Annotated in this window: 23 protein-coding genes; 4 read left to right on the forward strand and 19 right to left on the reverse strand. The window is 35.6% G+C overall.

Features of this window, described 5'->3' with window-relative positions:
- The first annotated feature begins 634 nt into the window (after window positions 1–634).
- The 4 genes from G551_RS0104375 to G551_RS16810 all read left to right on the forward strand — a co-directional run bounded on the left by G551_RS0104375 (window position 635) and on the right by G551_RS16810 (window position 3,628).
- Window positions 635–1,849 (forward strand): site-specific integrase, encoded by a 1,215-nt coding sequence (locus G551_RS0104375; protein WP_027884416.1) that lies wholly within the window; start codon window positions 635–637, stop codon window positions 1,847–1,849.
- 85 nt (window positions 1,850–1,934) lie between these two features.
- Window positions 1,935–2,846 (forward strand): hypothetical protein, encoded by a 912-nt coding sequence (locus tag G551_RS0104380; RefSeq protein WP_036243328.1) that lies wholly within the window; start codon window positions 1,935–1,937, stop codon window positions 2,844–2,846.
- A gap of 3 nt (window positions 2,847–2,849) precedes the next feature.
- Window positions 2,850–3,227, forward strand: a complete 378-nt coding sequence (locus G551_RS16805; RefSeq protein ID WP_240470471.1) for a hypothetical protein — start codon at window positions 2,850–2,852, stop codon at window positions 3,225–3,227.
- A 179-nt stretch (window positions 3,228–3,406) separates the two neighbouring features.
- A complete protein-coding gene (locus tag G551_RS16810; protein ID WP_229797310.1) occupies window positions 3,407–3,628 on the forward strand; it encodes a hypothetical protein in 222 nt (73 codons plus the stop codon).
- A 117-nt stretch (window positions 3,629–3,745) separates the two neighbouring features.
- Here G551_RS16810 and G551_RS0104390 read toward each other — a convergent pair whose 3' ends face one another.
- The 19 genes from G551_RS0104390 to G551_RS0104490 form a co-directional block, all read right to left on the reverse strand.
- Window positions 3,746–4,519: a M90 family metallopeptidase gene (locus G551_RS0104390; protein WP_013072779.1), complete on the reverse strand. Its 774-nt coding sequence runs from the start codon at window positions 4,517–4,519 to the stop codon at window positions 3,746–3,748.
- Window positions 4,520–4,531: 12 nt separating this feature from the next.
- Window positions 4,532–4,744 carry a heavy-metal-associated domain-containing protein gene (locus G551_RS0104395; RefSeq protein ID WP_027884418.1) on the reverse strand — a complete coding sequence of 71 codons (213 nt, stop codon included), beginning with the start codon at window positions 4,742–4,744 and terminating at the stop codon, window positions 4,532–4,534.
- A 20-nt stretch (window positions 4,745–4,764) separates the two neighbouring features.
- Window positions 4,765–7,023 carry a heavy metal translocating P-type ATPase gene (locus tag G551_RS0104400; RefSeq protein ID WP_027884419.1) on the reverse strand — a complete coding sequence of 753 codons (2,259 nt, stop codon included), beginning with the start codon at window positions 7,021–7,023 and terminating at the stop codon, window positions 4,765–4,767.
- Window positions 7,024–7,187: 164 nt separating this feature from the next.
- Complete coding sequence (gene merTP / locus G551_RS0104405; RefSeq protein ID WP_013072780.1) at window positions 7,188–7,799, reverse strand: mercuric transport protein MerTP; 612 nt, start codon at window positions 7,797–7,799, stop codon at window positions 7,188–7,190.
- Between the two features lie 2 nt (window positions 7,800–7,801).
- Entirely contained in the window at window positions 7,802–8,071 is a 270-nt protein-coding gene (locus G551_RS0104410; RefSeq protein ID WP_008992791.1) for a thioredoxin family protein, read from the reverse strand.
- Between the two features lie 68 nt (window positions 8,072–8,139).
- The gene (locus tag G551_RS0104415) at window positions 8,140–8,526 is read right to left on the reverse strand and encodes a metal-sensing transcriptional repressor (RefSeq protein WP_008992792.1); all 387 of its coding nucleotides are present in this window, start codon (window positions 8,524–8,526) and stop codon (window positions 8,140–8,142) included.
- A 9-nt stretch (window positions 8,527–8,535) separates the two neighbouring features.
- The gene (gene merA / locus G551_RS0104420) at window positions 8,536–10,242 is read right to left on the reverse strand and encodes a mercury(II) reductase (RefSeq protein ID WP_189394882.1); all 1,707 of its coding nucleotides are present in this window, start codon (window positions 10,240–10,242) and stop codon (window positions 8,536–8,538) included.
- Window positions 10,243–10,271: 29 nt separating this feature from the next.
- Complete coding sequence (locus tag G551_RS0104425) at window positions 10,272–10,613, reverse strand: heavy-metal-associated domain-containing protein (RefSeq protein ID WP_008992794.1); 342 nt, start codon at window positions 10,611–10,613, stop codon at window positions 10,272–10,274.
- Window positions 10,614–10,630: 17 nt separating this feature from the next.
- Window positions 10,631–11,245: a mercuric transport protein MerTP gene (merTP, locus tag G551_RS0104430; RefSeq protein ID WP_027884421.1), complete on the reverse strand. Its 615-nt coding sequence runs from the start codon at window positions 11,243–11,245 to the stop codon at window positions 10,631–10,633.
- Window positions 11,242–11,616, reverse strand: coding sequence for an ArsR/SmtB family transcription factor (locus G551_RS0104435; RefSeq protein ID WP_008992796.1), 375 nt, complete (start codon window positions 11,614–11,616; stop codon window positions 11,242–11,244). Before G551_RS0104435 ends, merTP (G551_RS0104430) begins: the two co-directional genes overlap by 4 nt.
- Window positions 11,617–11,758: 142 nt before the next feature.
- Window positions 11,759–12,406 (reverse strand): class I SAM-dependent methyltransferase, encoded by a 648-nt coding sequence (locus tag G551_RS0104440; protein ID WP_027884422.1) that lies wholly within the window; start codon window positions 12,404–12,406, stop codon window positions 11,759–11,761.
- A gap of 82 nt (window positions 12,407–12,488) precedes the next feature.
- Window positions 12,489–13,055: a helix-turn-helix domain-containing protein gene (locus G551_RS0104445; RefSeq protein WP_027884423.1), complete on the reverse strand. Its 567-nt coding sequence runs from the start codon at window positions 13,053–13,055 to the stop codon at window positions 12,489–12,491.
- A gap of 243 nt (window positions 13,056–13,298) precedes the next feature.
- On the reverse strand, window positions 13,299–15,101 hold the full coding sequence (locus G551_RS0104455; RefSeq protein ID WP_027884425.1) for an efflux RND transporter periplasmic adaptor subunit: 1,803 nt from the start codon (window positions 15,099–15,101) through the stop codon (window positions 13,299–13,301).
- An 11-nt stretch (window positions 15,102–15,112) separates the two neighbouring features.
- Window positions 15,113–15,595, reverse strand: a complete 483-nt coding sequence (locus G551_RS0104460; RefSeq protein WP_008992801.1) for a DUF305 domain-containing protein — start codon at window positions 15,593–15,595, stop codon at window positions 15,113–15,115.
- A gap of 22 nt (window positions 15,596–15,617) precedes the next feature.
- Window positions 15,618–16,328, reverse strand: coding sequence for a PepSY domain-containing protein (locus tag G551_RS0104465; RefSeq protein WP_027884426.1), 711 nt, complete (start codon window positions 16,326–16,328; stop codon window positions 15,618–15,620).
- A 769-nt stretch (window positions 16,329–17,097) separates the two neighbouring features.
- The gene (locus G551_RS0104475) at window positions 17,098–17,658 is read right to left on the reverse strand and encodes a DUF3347 domain-containing protein (protein ID WP_027884427.1); all 561 of its coding nucleotides are present in this window, start codon (window positions 17,656–17,658) and stop codon (window positions 17,098–17,100) included.
- Window positions 17,659–17,680: 22 nt separating this feature from the next.
- Complete coding sequence (locus G551_RS0104480) at window positions 17,681–18,133, reverse strand: heme-binding domain-containing protein (protein WP_027884428.1); 453 nt, start codon at window positions 18,131–18,133, stop codon at window positions 17,681–17,683.
- Window positions 18,133–18,738, reverse strand: coding sequence for a DUF3347 domain-containing protein (locus G551_RS0104485; protein WP_027884429.1), 606 nt, complete (start codon window positions 18,736–18,738; stop codon window positions 18,133–18,135). The genes G551_RS0104480 and G551_RS0104485 overlap by 1 nt, the downstream gene beginning before the upstream one ends.
- A gap of 51 nt (window positions 18,739–18,789) precedes the next feature.
- The gene (locus G551_RS0104490; protein WP_027884430.1) at window positions 18,790–19,176 is read right to left on the reverse strand and encodes a DUF302 domain-containing protein; all 387 of its coding nucleotides are present in this window, start codon (window positions 19,174–19,176) and stop codon (window positions 18,790–18,792) included.
- Window positions 19,177–19,194 lie beyond the last annotated feature (18 nt).

Below are 19,194 nucleotides of genomic sequence, written 5' to 3' on the forward strand. Positions count from 1 at the left end.
GCTATCCTTAGGTATATAACCTAAAAAAGAGACAAAACCGGACTCATCATTGCTAAACTGGCGATGACCACTTTTACTTCCATAAACATCAAAGACTGATTTACTGATATCGATTCCAAAAGTTTCTTTATATTTACCCATAACACTGATTTTTGGAAAGAACATATATTACGCTGATCACAACAACTTGAAATCGAGGTCTAACCTCACAGAACTGAACGTGATTGACGCAATTAAAGAGAGAGGATTATCAATGTTGCCGAAGTCTAACGCTTCACCGTATAACAGAACCTTAATTCCCTCTTTGTTCTTTCTGATTAATTACTATTTATTTTAAAATGCAAACTTAAGATGTATAAAAATAATAGCGGTTTAGTTACTAAAGCCAAAGTCTAGCGTATATTGCACCAAATTGAAACAAAGTCATTCATTTTCAATTGATTATACGATTCTACATTTTCTTTAATATCATCTAATATCAATTGATTTCAACATTTGTTGTACCTATGTTGTACCTGAAAAGAACAATAATTTCGTATCTTTATGGTGTACTTAGGTAAAGGAATACATTCAAAATGGAATGTTGTACCTATGTTGTACCTGATTTGACTTTCGTACTCAAAACAGGTCAATTATGTCATCAAACGCAAAGATAGTTCTACGTAAAAAACCAAACAGTAAAGGGCTTTACCCATTAACTGTTCGAATTACAAAAAATCGTCGTTCAACATATCAATATATAGGTCATTATATTGACATAGAGGATTGGGACGAAAAAAATATTCGAGTAAGAAAGTCTAATTCAAATGCTGATAGTTTAAACAAGTTGCTATCACAGGAACTCTCGAACGCCAATAAAGCACTTATTGACTTACAATCCGAGCATAAAGATGCATCTGCCAACCAAATCAAAAAAGAGATATATGCCTCGGGAAACTCTGCTACCTTTTTTGAACTAGCACAAGAGCATCTGGACGAATTGGAAATCGCCGAAAAATTAAACCGCTTATCTACGGATAGTGCTTTGGTTAGCTATATCATAAAGTTTAATAAATCAAAACAGTTGGCTTTTCAGGAAATTAACGAACGCTTCCTAAAAAAGCTGATGATATATTTGAAAGCCAAACACGAACTTTCAGAAACATCAGTAATGAACATCTTAGTCCTCATTAGGTTGTTGTTCAACAGAGCTATTAAGCTCAAAATAGTTAGTAGGGAATTATATCCTTTTGGTGGTGACAAGATTAAAATTAAGTTTCCAGAAACAAGCAAAGTCGGGTTGAATATTATTGAAGTAAGAGCCATAGAAGCTCTTGAGAATTTAACTTTGAGTGAAATACACACTCGAAATGTCTGGCTCTTTAGTTTTAATTTTGCCGGAATGCGAGTTACCGATGTATTGTGGACAAAGTGGTCTGACATATACGACAAAAGGTTGCATTATAGAATGAACAAAAACTCAAAATTACTATCATTAAAAATTCCAGATAAGGTTTTCAAAATTTTAGATTATTACAAAGAAGACAAAAGATATGCAACCGATTTTGTTTTTCCCGAATTGAAAAAAGCGAATCTCGATGATGCAAAAGATGTCTATAACAAGAGAAAGACAGCTACCAAGAAATTTAATGACAACTTAAAATCTATAGCTAAAAAGGCGAAAATTGATAAGAAAATTACAATGCATATTGCGAGGCATACCTTTGGCAATATTGCTGGTGATACCATCCATCCCTTTATGCTGCAAAAATTGTATCGTCATAGCGATTTAAAAACCACATTGAACTATCAAGCTAATTTTATTCACAAAGAAGCAGATGATGCTTTGGATAGTGTGGTAAATTTTTGAACTATTATCAGCCATCTGCAAATATTTTAAAGTCATATTTCAACATATTCAATTGCCATTCCCTTACCTTTACCAACATAATTTTATGTTTATGGTGTTAAAGGTTAAATGGACTGAATTTAAAAGTAGTCTTGAAAATTTTCAGTCCGAAGGAAATGCGCTTATTAAAAAATATAAAGCAGCAAGAACTGAGGATTTATTAAATGAATTGAAAGAGGAAAAACAATCGTGGGAAAGCGATGTAATCAGTTATGTAAAGGCTTCTTTTGACCCTGAACACACCAATTTTGCATACGAGTTTAAGGCTCAGCAAGGATATAATTTCGGAATGAAATTAGGTATCGACCAAAGAGTCAAAAACACTATTCAAACCATTAAAGATGAAATTAATGGGCTTGATTACTATTTAAAAATATTATTCATTTCAGATGCTATTGTGCGAGCTGATGACATTGATTTAGAAGAGCATAAAAACCTTGATACCGAAGGCATTCTTGATCTTATACTTTCTAAACTATATGAACTGTATAATGATGGGAAATACTATTCTATTAAGTGGATTCTTGAAGGTAACGGCCTAAAGTTAGGTGGGCGTAGCGAAGATTGGGACTATGGTAGAATGCTTGAAGAACGAGGCCTTATTGAGACTATGAATGGTCGTGAGGTAAATGCCAAACTAAAACTTGAGGGAAAGTATGCCATTGAACAAGCCAGAAAATCCCAAGTGCCCGACTACTCAAAAATTAGCGATTCTGATGAAGAATTAAAAACACTTCTCAAAGAGGTACTTGCCGAAGTTAAAAGATCAGGATATGGTCAGCAAATCATCTTCGATGAGTTTGATGAGCTGCGCAAAGACATTCCGCATCTTAGCAAAAAATCGTTTGGTCAGTTATTAAAATCAAAACTTGGCGATTTGGTCGCAGCCAAAGCCTTTGACAAAGCTATCGCCAGCGACATATTCAAACAATTTACTAACCAAATATTTCCATTTTAACGTATGAGAATATGGGCAGGTATTAAAAATAGAATAGTTCAATTCTTCCGAAAAGAACCACCACCAGAATATGAGGTGACAGAATATGTGTTTTCGGATAGACAACCTCTTGATGGTTCTTCGACCATTTCATTTTTCGTAAACAATCCCAAGCCAGATGTAAGTGTTACCAGAACTTTTGATAGCGAAGACCAAGCCGTTAATTGGCTTATGGAAAATCGAGATTTCAAAAAGATGTTATTTAGTAATGTATTTCCATCCGCAAATTCGGTGAAATACCAATGTGGCGTTAAAGAACCTATCACAATCCCAAACAAAATGCCAGGGATATTGACATTCTTCTGTATGAACAAGGAAAGGAACAAAATGCGGTTGGAATAGAATGTAAAATAGTAAAAACCGAATCGCTTGAAAATCAACCACCAAAAATAAACAAGATTACAAGCGTTCAAAAAAAGGGAACTATTCAGGCAAATGGATATACCGAAATTGGATTCAACAGGGTTTATCTGCTAATCATACTATTGGATGATGGCCGGCATTACAAAAACCCCAATGTTATGTTCAGAACTACACCTTTTAAATGGTTGAAAGAATTGTATGGTTTTGACTGGCAAACCCGAATGAGTGATGATATTGGAATTATTTACGTTCACATAAATCAATTTACTACTAACCATATAAATCAGACCAAAGGATTGGGATTGCGTGTAGAACGTGAAGCAATACCAATTTTACAACCTGAAGAACTAACTGATAAAATCAAAAAACTGGATTCATAGGATAATTTGAAACGTAAAGGAACTTGCAAGATATGCGGAAATCATAGTAAACTAACGTTTGAGCACGTTACACGAGAGTGTAAACTGAACTCTCTATAGTTTGCCTGATTCATTTTCTCAAGTGCTCGGTTCTTGCCTAAAACATTCCACCAACATCCCATAAAGTTCTGGATGTTTTCTTTTTAGTAAATCCGCTCGTTCAAAAAAATACTCTGAAGCAACCGCAAAGAATTCAGCTTGATTTGTTCCACCATATTTACGAATATCTGAATGGTTATCGTTAATCGCTTCCATTTCTTTATGGATTAAGTTTAACCAAGGTATGGCATATTGATGTTCCATTAGCCGCTCTGACACACCGTCTGTTCTATCGTCCAACTTATCTATAAGGTGCACAAATTCGTGTATGCCAGTATTGCTTTTATCGGTTGTATTTTTAAAGCCGTGGTACAATGCTTTCTTGGAAAGTATCATCTGTTTCTCGAACCTTCCATTTCCAACTATTCCACCAATATTCCGTGAGTTATCCTTACTGCTAAATTGCATATCCTCATTAAAATTATCAGGATATAAAAGGATGCCACTTAAATTTGTGTAGTGCCATTCCTTGAAGCCAAAAACTGGAATGACGGCACTTGCTGCAATTAAAACCTTATCCAACTCTTCCAGTTCAAACTGCACAGCATCGATATAGACCTCACTTAAAAATAGCATCATTTTTTGCTGAAAAATTAGCTGTGCGTCTTTTGATAGATTTCTATAAAACAGCACATTATCCGTCAATAATTTATGCCAATGTTCTGGAAATGGTTTTACACTATGACGTTTTGCTTTTCTATAAAAATGAACAGCAAAAAGAACAATCACAACCGAAATAAAAATATAAGCCATATTAAAAACGTATTAATCTACAGGTTCGGCCTTAAATCCCACTTTTTGCAAAGTCGCCTTTACATCTTCTTCGGTTACACCATCGCTTTCAATGGTTAAGATTTTATTAGGATTGGCGGTATCTACTTCCCAACTTTCTACACCTTCTTGTTTGTTTAAAAAAGGGGTTACTTTTGATACACACCCACCACAATTGATATTTGTTTTAAATTTTAAAGTTTTCATAGTATTGAATTTATTAATTATTAAAGTTTTACTCGTTTAAGTCTTAAGCTGTTTGCTACTACAGATACACTACTGAATGCCATTGCTGCACCTGCAATCATCGGATCCAACAAAAACCCATTTACGGGATACAAAACTCCCGCTGCAATTGGAATACCGATGATGTTGTAAATGAATGCCCAGAATAAGTTCTGACGTATGCCCAACACGGTTCTTTTTGATAGTTCCAATGCTTTTGGGATAGATTGTAAATCTGATGTTATCAAGGTCATTTTTGCTACATCCATTGCGATATCCGAACCTTTGCCCATAGCAATACTCACATTGGCTTGCGCCAGGGCGTGCGAATCGTTGATACCATCGCCCACCATTGCTACTATCTTTCCGTCCGCCTGTAATTTTTCGACAAAAGCCGCTTTGTCCGAAGGCATCACTTCTCCTTGGTAATTTGTTATTCCTACTTGTTTTGCGACAGCAGATGCGGTTTTATTGTTATCTCCAGTAAGCATATAGACCTCAATGCCTCGTTCTTGAAGTGTTGCTGTGGCCATTTTTGAAGTTTCCTTAATCTTGTCTGCAATGGCGAGTATCGCCAGCACTTGTTTTTCATTGCCAAAGAAAATGACGGTTTTCGCTTGCTCTTCGAGACTTTCTGCTGTTTGCATCAAGGAAGCATCGATTTGAATATTTTTCTCAAGCATTAGTTTATGGTTTCCAACATAGTATGGTGAACCATTTTCTGTTTGAGCTTTCACACCTTTTCCTGTAATACTTTCAAAAGAAGCAATTTCAGCTTTTTCAATATTTTCATCTTTTAAGTGATTGACTACAGCTTCCGCCAAAGGGTGTTCTGATTGTGCTTCAATAGCTAGAAGAACTTTTTTGTATTCGTTGATATCTTCGAGTTTATCCTTCCAAAATATATCAGTTACTAAAGGTTTTCCTTCTGTAATTGTACCTGTTTTATCAAGAATGACAGCATTCACTTTATGACCGAGTTCTAAACTTTCGGCATCCTTTATAAGGATATTATTTTCTGCGCCTTTACCAATTCCCACCATAATGGCGGTAGGTGTTGCCAATCCCAAAGCACAAGGACAGGCGATTACCAATACTGCTACAGAGGTCAATAAGGCTTGTGAAAAGGCATTATCGCCTCCTAAAGACATCCAGACAATGAAGGTTACAATGGAAATACCCAATACCACAGGAACGAAAATACCGGCAATCTTATCGACCAGTTTTTGAACGGGTGCCTTACTCCCTTGCGCTTGCTGAACCATTTTAATGATTTGGGAAAGCAGGGTTTCTCCACCTACTTTTTCAGCGGTAAATTGAAAACTTCCTTTTTGATTAACGGTACCAGCGAATACCTTTTCCCCTTGGGATTTCTGAACTGGAACGGGTTCACCAGTAATCATACTTTCATCTACATATGAGCTTCCCTTGGAAACTTCGCCATCCACGGGAATCTTTTCTCCGGGACGCACCAAAATGGTCTGACCTACTTGAACAGACGAAATAGGAATTTCCTTTTCTTCACCATTCTCAATAATTTTCAACGTTTTAGGCTGTAGTCCCATTAATTTTTTAATGGCTGAAGATGTATTTGACTTTGCCTTTTCTTCCAATAGTTTCCCCAAGGAAATAAAGGTGATAATCACGGTAGCCGCTTCGTAATATACGTGAGGCTCGATGCCACGACTTAACCAAAATTCAGGAAAAAAGGTATTGAATACACTAAAGAGGAAGGCGATTCCGGTACTCAACGCCACCAAGGTATCCATATTTGCTTTACCGTGTTTGGCCTGCTTGAAGGCATTGATGAAAAAACTGCGCCCAAACCAAAAAAGAATTGGAAAGGCCAATACCAATGAAATCCATTTGCCTGGTTCCCATTGCATATAGAACATTCCCAACACAAAAATGGGTAGCGTAAGTATCGCCGACCAGATGGTTCGGTTTTTTATGTCCTGATAATGCTTTTGCTGAAGTTCTTGCTGTACTTCCGAAGGGTCTTCGGCATCAATTATAATATCGTAACCGACCTCACGAAGCGCGTTTTGAAGTTGATTTGGACTCAACTCCTTGTCATATTCCACAAGAACGGAACTATTGGCAAAATTAACACTTGCATCAAACACACCTTCCGTGTGTTTTAATACAGATTCAACACTTGCTGCACAAGAGGCACAAGTCATTCCCGTAACAGGGAATGATTCCTTTATTCCTTTTTTAGTATTCTTTTCTTTGGTTTCAAATATGTTGATTGTCTCCATAAATCCGTTCTTATTTGTATGTTACAAATTTCAGGATTAAAAGACTGTAATGTGTTACGTTATATGCTGAATGATTTGTAGAATTTACTCTTCACGAATTATTACTACCAATTGGATAAGTCGTTTTTAATTTATCTTTTATCACCGCAATGGATACGTGTCTATCAGTCTCTACTATTTGTAATCAAATACCCTTTTGATTGAATGACCTTTTTTATCTCATCGACATTCGTTTTAGTGGTATCAAATTCTATAATTGAAGTCCCTTCTTCAAAAGACGTAGATACATTTGTAACCCCGTCAATTTTGTTTACCGAATGGTTGATGTTTTCTTCACAACCCGAGCATACCATCCCTTCAATATTCAACTTTACAGTTTGAATATCGGTATTGTTTGTTGCAACAATTCCTACTTTCTCCGTTGAATGAAATATTTGTGGATAATAAGAAACAAATGTCATTACAACAACAAACACTGTAACCAACCACAAATAGAATTTCGACTTAAAAAATGATGGCTTAGCCATATCACAGTTACCACAATCGTCCACCTTCTTTTTTTTATAAACCTGATAAAAGGCCAGTCCCAATGACAAAAATGCTATAACCAACAGATAAGGTTTCAAGGCAATAAGCCAAGAAAAATAGACAGAACTTCCACTAATACCAGCTACACTTGTAAGTAGCAAAGGACCCCAGCAGCATAGTTTAAGGGAAACTGCTGAAAATACAGCAGTCCCCATAGATGTTTTTTTGTTCCATTTAGTAATTGCCATACCTAACAACTTCCTATTCCCGCGTTTACCAAATCCTCTTTTGTGATTTCGATGTTGGTGCAGCAATTCAGTAGTTTTCCGTCCACAGCAATGGCGGGAACTCTTGTAACCCCATATTCCTTCATTTTTGAAACACAGATTTTACTTTCGCATTGCTCGGACAGATTATGAAGTGTGATTTCGCAGTCCTTTCCTGCTGTCTCTTTTACTAATTGCACCACAGGCTCGCATACCGGGCAACCTGCTGTAAAAATCTCGATTTGTCGTTTCATCTTATTTAAGTTTAAATTAATAATGGAACAAAGATGAGAACGTGAGGTAGGGGGTCACCAAACTTTTTTTAACCTTTTTTTTCGTTGTAGTTTTTTAATCTGGTTTCAATAGTTTGGATTTCTTTTAAGCGATTGGTCAAATCGGATAATTCCAAATTGGGGAATTCACTTTTTAAATATTCAATTTTATCTTCATTGCCACAATTTCCTGGGCAAGAGTCCACGGCCTTTACAATTCCAATAGCAAGTGCTTTTCGATAGACTTCATCCAGCAGTAAGTAATGTGCTTTTTGAATCCCCTTATCAATGGATCTGAACTGTATGTTTATTTGTTCGGGGTCCTTTCCTTCATCAAGCATTTTAACAATGCCGTTTATTTGACCACTCAAAGTTTTTAATCTGGATTTAATATCCAAGATTAAATCAGTAGGTAATTTGTACTGTTCTCCTTTCATAACTCAAACTTAACTCGCGCAGCAACTTAATTTGGAAACATCTTTCCCAAAGGTAATCGCTGCCAGTTTAACAGATTCTCCTAAAGTTAAATATGGATAAAAGCTTTCTGCTAAATCTTTTACAGTGATTCCAAATTTAATAGCCATACTCAATTGTTGTATCAGTTCACCACCTTCAAGTGCAACTACTCTTGCGCCTATTAATTTATCGGTTTCAGTGTTGCGTATCAGTTTTATGAACCCTCTGGTATCTTGAGCTGCCAAGGCTCTTGGAACGTGAATTAAATCAAGTTTACTGACTTCAAAAGGAATTTCCTTTTTTTCTGCTTCAATTTCATCTATACCTGCTCCTGCGATTTGAGGGTCTGTAAATACTACCCAAGGTAATGATGAATAATCAATACTTGTTTTTGTTGATGAAAACGCATTGTTCACTGCTGTACTACCTTCGGTTGCTGCTGTATAAACAAATGCCGGTGTAATGGTGACGTCGCCTGCTGCATAAATATTGGAAATATTGGTTTCCATCTTTTCATTTACAATAATATGGCCGCTTTCTGTTAACTTTAGGCCAATATTCTCAAGCCCTAAATTAGAGGTGTTAGGCTTCGTCCCTGTAGCCACCACAATATGTCCTTTTTCAACAATTTGAGTTGTGGAACCATCAGGACAATTACAATGAATAATTGTATCGTTACCTTTCTTTTCAAATTTAAAAGCTCTAAAGTTTGGAAGGATTTCAATTCCTTCACTATTCATTTGTTCTACCAAAACATCTGTAATATCTTTTGTTTGACTGCGTAATGGCCTGTCGGTAAATTCAATGATACGTACTTTTACACCCAATCTGTTGTAAGCCATCGCAATTTCCAAACCAATATAACCAGCTCCCATAATGGTCAAACTTTCAGGTTTTTCCTCTAAATCGAACAAGGTCACATTGGTTAAATAACCAACCTCATTCAGTCCTTCAATATTTGGAATATTGGTAGTTGCTCCTGTTGCCATTAGAATGTTGGTTGCTGTGTAGGTGTCTTTTCCATCCACAAGGATTGTTTTATTATCAACAAGTTCAGCCCAACCTGTACGCATTATCAGGTTTTCAAAATCACTTACCACATCCATATATTTTTGTTGCTGAAGTGAAGCAACCAATGCTTTTTTATCTTTTATGATTTGTGTAAAATCAATGTCTGCTCCTCTAGGTTTTATACCCTTAAAATTGGAATGCGTAGCGAGACGTACCGTTTCGGCAGCCCGAATAAGGTTTTTAGACGGTACACAACCCACATTTACGCAAGTGCCACCAAAATCTAATCCTGCATTTACCATAAGTGTTGTGAGCCCTAAACCTTCAGCTTTAATGGCTGCTGAAAATGCAGCTGAACCACCACCAATAATTATTAAATCGAATTTATTTTGGCCTTTGGAATTTACAGCGGAAACCTCTTCCTCGTCGACATTATTTACAACCGAATAATCACCAACGCTGTTTATAGCATCTATTACATTTGCCTTACTCATCTTATCAGCATCAAAATTAAATTCGCCTTTTCCGGTTTCGTGGTTAACTGTGGAACTTAAAACTCCTTCAGTTGCGTTCATATCCTTTTCGATATGTGTTGCACAACCTTCACAGGTCATACCTTCGATTTCCAATGTAATGGTTTCTCTATTTTGAGGCATTTTGATTTTCATTTTAGCTGTATTTTTCATTGAAATCGGTACTGTTTACTTATTAAAAATTAGACCTTCCCTTTAATTACTTCGGCCTTAAACCCTTTCTTTTCTATGATAAGTTTTAGGGCTTTGATACTTGTTTTTGAACCATCAAACTCAATAACAGCAATATCTCCAGGGTATTCAACCGAATGTTCCAAAACACCATCTACTTCCTTTAATGCATTATAAATAGCATTGGAACAACCAGCACAAGTAATGCCTGTAATTTTAAATTTCACCGTGATTGCATTATGTTTCTTTGAAGCTACTTCCACAACTTGATTTGTAACCTCCTTGCTTTGTGATTTGGCCTGAAAAGAAAACAGCATTAAAGCCAAAATAGGCACTATTGATAGTTTTTTCATAATGGGTAATTTTGCGTTTATTTATCTTTTATAACTTTGTATCCTGTTGAATTAATTGCCTTTTCAATAGCTACTTTAGAGGTTTTAGACTTATCAAACTCTACGATGGCATTTCCCTTTTCATACGAAGGGGTTACATTTATAATACCGTCCAATTCATTTACAGCGTGTTTTATGCTTTCTTCACACCCAGCACAAGTCATTCCTTGAACATTAAAGTTTACAGTTTGAATATTTGATTGGTTTACAATGACTACTTCTTTTTTATTATCTGGATAAAAAATGAATGAATAATATGGAAATGCCAGCATTATAATTGCAAATACAGTTACAATTCCTAAAAACTTTTTTGATTGTATAAATTTTGGTTTTCCTTCCTTACCGGCAGGCAGGTCGTCCGTATCGCATTCACAATCGATTTCTTTTTGAGGTTTTAGTTTTTGATACCAAGCAAAGCCGAGCACTAAAATTGTTAGCCCGATTAGATAAGGTCTAAAAGGCTCAAGCCAAGAAAATGTTGAGGCAATTCCACTTGTTCCAGCGATTAAAGCCAAAACGGGTGTAATACAACATAATGAAGCTGTAATAGCAGCAAGTAAACCTGCACCAATTAATTTGTTCTCACGTTTCATATCGTTTCTAAAACTTTGTTTTTATCGAGTATTTCAAAAAACGGATTTAATAATGTTGAATATTCAGGGGTTAGTGAGTAAAAAATCGTTTGAGCATCTCTTTCGGTTTCCAATAAATTTCTGTCCTTCATTTTTCTCAAATGTTGAGAGATAGCAGAAATATTCATTTCGAGAATATCACTTAAGTCGCAAACGCAAAGTCGTTTCTCCTCAAAGAGTAGGTAAAGAATTTTTAGCCGAACATTATTTCCGACTAAAGAAAGTCCATTTGCCAAATAGTCAAACGATTCATTTAATTCTGAAACTGTCTTTTTACAACGGTTTATCTGTTCAATATCTGCCTGTTGTCTTATGCAAGAATTATTTTTCATAAGGCAAAGTTACAATTATTTCTTATTTAAGCAAATACTTAAATACAAAAAAGAATGATATGTAAATTTTGATCATTATGTTCCTTTTGTTTTGATTTGTGTTTTGCAAAAACTAAAACTACCGAATTGTACGTCTGTTCTTTTAGCTTGTAGGTGAAGGTATTGCTGGCTTTACAGTTAATTGTCTTTTAAAACTACAAAACAGAAAATTCTGTATGGTGTTGAATGGTGTTGTGTGGTCCTCTGATACACAGCGAATTTTGTCAAATCCTTTTTTTAATTCCGATGTTAATTCCTCTTCATTGTATTGTTTTATTTCAAGTCCGCTACATTTTTTTGGTCCGTTTTGTGAAAAGGTTCCTATTATTAAATAACCTCTTACAAATTTTGTCGCTATGTTAGTATATTTTTTAATCTGGTCATCTGTTGTAAGAAAATGAAAAGTTGCTCTGTCGTGCCAAACATCGAAAGATGTATCTGGTTCAAATTCGGCAATGTCGCTTACAATCCAATTTACTTTACTTGCCTTTTCTCCCAGTCTTTTTTTAGCTTTCGCAATTGCTTTTTCTGAAATATCAAGTACAGTAATGTTATTATACCCTTCCTTGAGTAAATAGTCAACAAGTTTACTGTCGCCACCACCAATGTCTATAATTTTTGCCTTTTTATTTAGTTTGAACGAACGTATAAACTTCAGTGAAGTTTTTGGTATTTCTTGCGTCCAACTTACCTGGTCTGGATTTTTAGTTTGGTAAACTGTATCCCAATGTTTCTTTCTGTCTAATTTCATTTTGATATCTCAATTCAGTTTATTAGTAACTCGTTATATTATCCATAGATTTAAAATATCCCACTTATAATGGTAAAAACCCTTAAATCTCATCCAAAGGTTTACGGTTCTTATTAGTGCTTTTTTTAAATTCCGAAGGTGTCATTCCTGTTAGCTTTTTAAACTGATTGCTTAAATAAGCAACACTACTGTAATTCATTTTAAAGGCTATTTCACTCAAGGTTAATTCATCATAAACAATAAGTTCTTTTACTCGTTCAATTTTTTGGTTGATGATATATTGCTCAAACGTGATGCTTTCTACTGACGAGAATAGGGAACTTAAATATTTGTAATCCAAGTTAAGTTCGCCAGTAACAATATCTGCCCATTTTAATTCGGTCTTTTCATTGGAATAATGTATTTTCTCAATTACCAAATTTTTCATTTGCTCGATAAGCCGACTTTTACGGTCGTCAATCAAACTAAATCCTGCATTTTGTAGCTTTTTTTGCAAAGATTTTTTTTCGAATTCATTGAGCATCGAAACCAATTCTACTTCTCCTAACTTGACAGCTTTGTAATCAATGTTCAATCCTACCAAAATTTGGGAAACTGCGGATATACATCTCGGACAGACCATATTTTTAATGTGGATGGTATTATTCATAGGTTGAAAAAATGCCTAATAAAATCTAAATTTAGATATATGATTAGTATTACAGCAGCAATAAATAATCCTATCATCGCTGAAATTCCGATAACCTTATCTTTTTTTGTAATCGGATTTTTCTGTTTATATGTATTTTTCTTGTTTTTTCTTCTATTTCTTCTACTTTCACTCATCATCTTTCTCCTCTTTAAAATATTAAAGGCTGAAGAATCCGCTTTTACCAATTAACTCTAACCCTGATTATTTTAACGTATCTCTAACCTCACCACAGGTTAACATTGCTTCGCCATAATATGGGTTACGGACTTCTTCCTCTAAACTTATCCAGTACGCTCCCTTATTATTGTCTGCCATTGGACAAAACTGGATATAAACATTTTCATTGACCCCAAAGAGCTGTACACTACTTATCATATGCGCAGACAAATGCTTAAAATGCCCTCTTTGTTTTGAAATATCCGTATTACTTGAAATAGCATTTGCCGAAGTATTTAATTCCTTCTGAATGGTCATCCAATGGTTATGTGCTTTTTCATCAGACAACAACTTCATATCTACATTTTTCAGGGATTGTATTATTTGTTTTCCTGCTTGCTGTGCACTTTTGGCATCATCATTAACCAAAGCATCTTTCAAAAGAATATAATCCTCAAACACCTGTTTTAACTGGCCTTGAAATTTGTTTGAAACAGCTATCCTTTCTTTCATTTCTGAATGGTCAGTATTCCCCTTACTATCATCAGAATTGTTTCCTTGCATACCTAAATGCCCTTCGTGACCGGTCATTGTTTTGCCACCAGCAGTGTTCATCATAGATTTTTTGCCTTGTAATTGTGCAGCAGCATCTACTGTAAACGTGCCATTAGTTACCACTTCATCACCATTTTGAAGACCTTCAATTATGGTATAGGTGTCTCCATTGGCATTACCGAGTAAGACCTCTCTCATTTCAAAAACAGCTTCGTTAGGATTAGTTTTAATATAAACTACAGAACGTTCACCAGTCCACATCACAGCTGTAGCAGGAACTGTTATTTTACTTGAAGTGCTTTCTTGAGCACCTTCAATTTTACCTTCGACAAACATACCTGGTTTAAATAGGTCGTTCTTATTATTAAGTACTGCTCTAACTACGACGGTACGTGTAGAAGAATTTAATAAAGGGTCAATAAATGAAACTTTTGCATCAAATACTTCATTGCGATACGCATTGGTAGTCACTTTAATGGTTTGACCAACTTTCAAGGAAGCAATCTGATTCTCATAGGCATCAAATTCTGCCCAAACCGTATTGAGGTTGGCTATTTTATATAAGGGCTGTCCTTGTTTTACATAGTCACCTTCTTCAACCATTTTCATTGTTACCGTTCCTGATACAGTTGCAAAAACTGGAAAGTATTCTTGCACTTTTCCAGCTGACTCAATAGCGTTAATTTGCTTTTCGGAAAGCTTCCATAATTTCAGTTTATTCCTTACAGCCTTGTACAATTCGGGTTGCGACTCTTTTAAGGATGATGCGGTAAGCAATTCTTGCTGTGCTGCAACCAAGTCTGGCGAATATATCGTAGCCAAGCGCTGGCCTGCGCCTACACGTTCTCCAGTAGAATTAACATATAATTGTTCTATTCTACCTCCAAAATAGGTTACCTGTACAGCATTAGATTCTTCATTGGCTTTTATCTTTCCAGATAATTTTAGGATATTATTTCCAATCTCTCCCTGACCAACAATGGATGTTTGAATATTGGCCAATGCCATTGCATTATCTGTCATTTTGATTTCATTGGCATTGAGGCCATCGGCACCTGATTCAGCTGGAATTAAATCCATTCCGCAAATAGGACAATCTCCAGGTTCCGGTTGCATAATCTGTGGGTGCATAGAGCAGGTCCACATTTGATTAGTAGCAATTTCTTCTGAATGTTCGTGATTGTCTTTAGCACTATTTGTTGCCTTATCAGTAGAATCTCCACCGAACAGTAGAAAGCCACCTAGAAGGCCAACAATCAAGGCAATACCTATATAAATGATGTTTTTTTTCATTGTCTTTGTTTTTATTTGTTATTTTCTAATCGTTTAATCATTGCTTTCATTTCTGCAATTTCCTTTTCTTGTGCTTTAATTATATCATCTGCTAATTTCTTCACTTCCGGGTCTTGTATATCCGCTCGCTTACTGGTTAAAATGGCGATAGAGTGATGCGGAATCATAGCTTTCATATAGAGCACATCGCCAATAATTGGGGCCTGTGCCCTCACAAGGCCTAACGCGCCACCAAATAGAACAATACTTCCAAGAACAATTGCTATATTTTTCTTTTTGTTTTGGTACATATTACGCATTGTTACAAACATAATAATGGCCATAGCGGCAATACCCAAACAGCTCATATAAAATCGGGTAAGACTAAAATAGACGTGGTCAATTTCATAAGAGTTTAAGTACATTGTAACGTACATTGCTATGAAGGATGCCACGAGCATACCTACAAATTTTGTGTAGTTGTTTTTCTTTGAATTTTGATTTGAATTTTCCATTTTATGTTGGTTTTAGTGTTACTTATTTTCGTTTCTTTTTAACCAATTTTCTAATTGTGGGCGACGATATGTACCAAAGTAAGAACCCACTTAATACTGTAATTAACCCTAACAATGAAAACGCCCGCAGGATTATGGTATTAAAGTTGTCCCTGCCTTGATAGTCCATAGTGTGGTTCATCCACAAAAAATCGAACCAGCGCCAGTTTCTATGACGAACGGTCTGAAATGCACCATTTTCTATGGCGACATAAGCCTTCAAGTTTTGTGGGGTTTTATATGAAATCTCATAGGCTGGTAATGGACGACCACGGTATTCGTGATGTGCATCTACTTTCTCAATTCGTTTTATATCCCTTATTTCCAAATCGGGCAGCATATATCTATTGGCTACCTGTTTTGCTTCAGCTTTAGTAATACCATTTTTTTCATTTCCCGTTTTAGCACTAAATAAATTAGCTTCGTTAATCCAATAGTACGGCTCATTGGCTATTTCCAATAATTTTAGTGTTTGGATTGGTTCTTCACTCGCTAATTGCTCAGTCCCCAATAGGTTGGAAAAAGCAGTTTGCCGTGGCTTTTCTTTTTTGAACTGGTCGCCGTGTATTTCATCAATGTCCGTCCAGCTAAAATACATTCCGCTGATAGTCCACATCAAGAACTGAATGCCGAGGAATATACCCAAGTATCGGTGCGCTTTTCGAATCCATTTTGCTGTCTTTCTGTTGACCATACTTTCTATAATTTAATTCACAAAATATTTGACAATTATTCCACCTACCAACCAGACGTAACAGATATAGGCAACATACTTTAAAATCTTTTCAAGCAATGGGCTTTTAGGTGCCATCCCGCTCATCGTACTTTCAACACCCTTATTTTTAAAGAACCCTAAATAGTTGTTTGTAAAACCCTGTGTTTTCAGATTTTTTTCTTGTTGTCATTAACCATTTTAATTTAAGCTCTTAACTAAATAATTGAAGTGCCAATGCACCACCAACTATTAATATTAGGATTGTATATACTATATAATTGAGCCATTTTTTAACCACAGATTTACCTATTATTTGTTGGCAACCGTTCTTGCAACATTCTTTCATTGTTATAAATTCTTTTCTTTATTGTTATTTGCAAAACCATATAAATAATACTTGAAGATGAGAGGTAAACTTTAATGAACCAACCAAATTTTTACCCCTCAAAATCAAGCATCTTCACTAAACTTCTTTTCTGCGAAATTTTAATTTGCCCGACCTAGGAAGAGAGACGCTATATTTAGGGATTTAATCTCTCTCCCAGTTCAGGCTGCTATTAACCAAATCAACTTCTCTTTTTCAAAAGTTCATTGTGCCTGACTTGGGAGGGAACTAACACTAATCATCAACATTGTTTTCCTTCCCACGACAGGACTTTACAACTATTCAGGTAACCCTGTCATCTCCTAAGCTACTGTTAACTAATAAACCAGTATATTTAAAAGAGTATTAAAGGCAGGGGATTATTTATTGAATAGTTTTTTGCACTTTTCCACATTTAAGCATTCTGCTACCGTAATATGGGTTTTTTACTTCTTTGCTGGTACTCAACCACGCACTACCTTTATCGTACATTGGGCAAAATTGTTGGTAAAGCGTGTTTTTTGTTCCCGTAATAGCTACCAAATCTGTTATGTCCTTACTTAAGGTCTTAAAATGTTCGCGCTGGTGGTCTATGGCACTTTCAGAAATATGCTCGGCGTGCTCTACGGCATCTTCTATAATATCTTCTAATTCTTCTTGATTTTCTTTTGAATAACTGTCCGTATCAAAAGCTTTAAGAGAAACTACCAATTTAGACCCAGCTTGGGCTGCTTTTTTGGTGTCATCTGCAACCAAAGCATTTTTTAAATTAAAGTAATCACTTAAAATTGTTTCTGTTTTTGCATCATTTTTCATAGTTGTCATTTTACTATGATCCATTTTCATATCTTCGTGATCGTGGTTCATTTTTTTCTTTTCCTGTGCGTTGGTAAAAGAAACTGCTAACAATAGCACTGCTGCTATACTCATTTTTAAATTTTTCATTTTTATTATATTTAATTATAGTTTATAAATTGTCTTTTAATTGTGTCATAAAATTAATTACCTCTTTCGCTTCCTCTTCTGAAAAGGCTGCCTCTTTATGTATCAAAGTGTAAGAATCCAAAGGCATTTCGCCAGCTTCAATCTGTTTGACAATAGACCTTAATTTACTGGCTTTTCGTCGGTTAGACAAGGAATCCCATTTACTGAAGTTAAGCTCGGCCTTTCCTTCTTTAATATGGTCTTCCAAAAACCAAGCAACGGGTTGAATTTTATTGTACCAAGGGTATTGCGTATTATTACTGTGGCAATCATAGCAGGAAACCTGTAACTTATTTTGAATGTTCTCCGGAACATTGTTAACCAACATAAAATCAGTTTCGGGTACCGTATCACTTTGATTTCGTGTTGTGGGAATAAATTGAATTCCCACAAACGCCACCAAAAGTATTATTGCTATGATTTTTACAATCCTCATTAGTTAATCTCTTTTTGTACCTTCCCGCAATTCAACATTTGACTTCCGTAATAGGGATTCTTAATGTCTTTGCTCAAACTCAGCCAAGCACTACCGCCATCGTACATTGGGCAAAACTGTTGGTAAAGGGTGTTTTCAGTTCCTGTAATTGCAACCATATCAGATACATCCTTGCTCAATATTTTAAAATGCTCTCGCTGATGACCTATATCACTTTCCGAGATATGTTCTGCGTGCTCTACGGCATCTTCTATAATATCTTTTAATTCGGCTTTTTGAGTGTCGGAAAAATTTGATGAAACATCAAAATTCCCTAAAGTTGTTGCCAGAGTTGCACCAAGTGTTTTTGCTTTAGCATTATCATCTGCAACCAACGCATTTTTAAGATTAAAGTAGTCCTTTAATACCGCTTGTGTATTACTATCTCCACCCATTGCCATTTCCCTCTTTTCGCCGTCGTGATGACCATCACTGTTATCGTGGTTCATTTCTGAATGGTCTCCATCCGTGCTATTTTGTTCTTTGCTGTTGTCTTTACAAGACATTACTGTTATGGTTATAAATGCTATTGCAACTATACCTAATGTTGATTTTAATTTGCTCATTTTGTTTTAATTTATGTTTGTGTTTATTTGTATTACTTTTTGAAATGTATTTTATAGTTTTTCAATTACGTTTTCTAGCATTGCAGTTATTTCATTGGCAACCTCATTCAACTTCTCATTCTCCACTGCCTGCATCGATGCCATTGGGTTTACTGCTGCTACTTCAATGGTGCCTGCTTCAATTTCCTGAACTATGACATTGCAAGGCAACATCGTTCCAATTTTATCTTCTGCTTGCAAAGCTTTGTGAGCATAGGGAGGATTGCAAGCCCCTAGAATCCTATACTTTTTGAAGTTTATATCCAGTTTGTTTTTTAAGGTCTCTTTGACGTCAATTTCTGTGAGTATGCCAAAACCTTCGTCTTTCAATCCTTGGGTAACTTTATCAATAACATCTTCAAAAGTTCCATTGATCGTTTTATTAAAATAGTATTTCATTAGCTTTTATTTTTTAGT

This window comes from Mesonia mobilis DSM 19841 (assembly GCF_000423405.1).
In the GTDB taxonomy this organism is placed as follows: Bacteria; Bacteroidota; Bacteroidia; order Flavobacteriales; family Flavobacteriaceae; genus Mesonia; species Mesonia mobilis.